Origin of the sequence: Haemophilus sp. C1, from assembly GCF_001276515.1 — a bacterium.
In the GTDB taxonomy this organism is placed as follows: domain Bacteria; phylum Pseudomonadota; class Gammaproteobacteria; order Enterobacterales; family Pasteurellaceae; genus Haemophilus.
The window spans coordinates 1-1,573 of the sequence record NZ_LDVZ01000062.1 but is presented as its reverse complement, the minus strand read 5'-3'; the positions used below and the strand labels follow the sequence as shown (position 1 = coordinate 1,573).

At 31.3% G+C, this 1,573-nt stretch carries 2 protein-coding genes and 1 pseudogene; all 3 read left to right on the top strand.

What is annotated here, in order from left to right; translation table 11 throughout:
• Window positions 1–597, top strand: a 597-nt coding sequence (locus tag ABW51_RS09520) for a polymorphic toxin-type HINT domain-containing protein (protein ID WP_197271867.1), incomplete at its 5' end; no start/stop codon positions are given.
• The gene (locus ABW51_RS09515) at window positions 594–1,067 is read left to right on the top strand and encodes a hypothetical protein (RefSeq protein ID WP_053466547.1); all 474 of its coding nucleotides are present in this window, start codon (window positions 594–596) and stop codon (window positions 1,065–1,067) included. The genes ABW51_RS09520 and ABW51_RS09515, both read left to right, overlap by 4 nt.
• Before the next feature lie 234 nt (window positions 1,068–1,301).
• Window positions 1,302–1,573 (top strand): annotated as a pseudogene (locus ABW51_RS09510) (hemagglutinin repeat-containing protein); the annotation flags it as partial.

Genomic DNA, 1,573 nt, shown 5'->3' with positions numbered 1-1,573 from the left:
ATCAAGGCTGAGAAGTTAAGTGCATATAACTTGACAGTTGAGACTGATCATACTTACTTTATCAAAGGGGCGAATTCTGACCTTGATGGCGTTTGGGTGCATAATAACTGTTGGAATAGCTTACCGACAGATGCAGTTAATACCGGTAAAACAACACCTGATGGAAGACCTTTATATACCTTTAAAGATAATACAGGTAAGCAGGTAACGGCTTATAAAGGTAAAGATGGACGTTATTATGATCCTAAAGTTTATTCCCCTGAAAAAGTTGATGCTGTAAATGCTAAAGCGGTTGATAACAATGCAATGTTAGGAGCCAATGGTACAAAAATATTTAGTTCAACAGTTTGGAAAGAAAATGGTTCAAAAGCAAGAATTGATATTGAAAATCCTTCTCCAGGTAAAAGACCTGGCCAGATTCATTATCAGGATCAAAATAATATAAAATATTACTATAATCCTAAGGATGATAAATTCTATGTTGGAAAAATATCTGATGGTAAGGTTGCTCCTAAGAATATACAAGAATTATTGAGTAACCCAGACTTTAGAAGGGGTATAGATAAAGGTTTAAATTATTTAGGAGAGAAAAAATGATTTATATGAATTCAAAGATGATAGACTCTTTTAATGAGGTTTATAGTCATAAGAGTCTATCTACAGAATTGTTTTGTATATTAGATAGTGGATTTGTTGAGATAAATAAATGTGTTTTTTTTAGTTTTTTATGGAGTGATGAGTATAGTGATGATATAACCATTGATAATATTAAAGAACAATTTTTAGATTTCTCTGGGTACGAGTTTTCTATTAATAAAATATATATTGAAGATTATGTATCTAAGAATATTAAAGAGGAATCATTTTGTTTTATTAATGCTTTTAAAGTTAAATGGAATAAAGTTTTTCCAGGTAAACCTTGTGTTTTGTTTTTGTATTTTAAAAGTAACGAGTATGGTTTTAGTTCTGTATTTAGTTTTCATATTAAAAGAATTGATGAGTATGTTTTAGATATTTCTAGTATTGAGGACTTTGAGGATGAAATATATGTAGAAATATTAAATTGAATTTTAATGGCTAGATATTTCAGAAATATATCCCGAAAATTGAGTTTTCTGAGGTTAAGCTTTTAGATATCTGCAATGCATATAACTTAAAGTATCTAATACAAAGTGCGGTCAATTTTCAAAGAGTTTTAAAACCTCTCAAAAGCTGACCGCACTTTTTGTGTTTTAAATATAGACTTTGTAGGGTTTTTAAGCAAAATATTGGTGCAATATTATAAGTTTTATTAATAGATTAAAAAGAGCGAATCACGTACTCATACTGAAGGAAAAACCGCAGCCAAATCTCAAGTTAATGCAGGTGGCAAAGTGAATATTGTGGCAACGGGTGCAGGAAAGGATTCTGATATTAATATTGAAGGCTCAGACATCTCAGGCAGGCAAGGCACGGCTTTGATTGCAGATAATCAAGTAAATATAAAAGCCACAGAACAAAACCATCAAGAACGTAGCACTAATAAATCGAGCGGCTTTAATGCTGGGGTAGCCATTAAAGTTGGCAGTGGTGT

What these genes read in the sequence shown, in the direction of transcription:
- ABW51_RS09515 (WP_053466547.1), top strand. Translation starts at nt 594, where the DNA reads ATGATTTATATGAATTCAAAGATGATAGACTCTTTTAATGAGGTTTAT.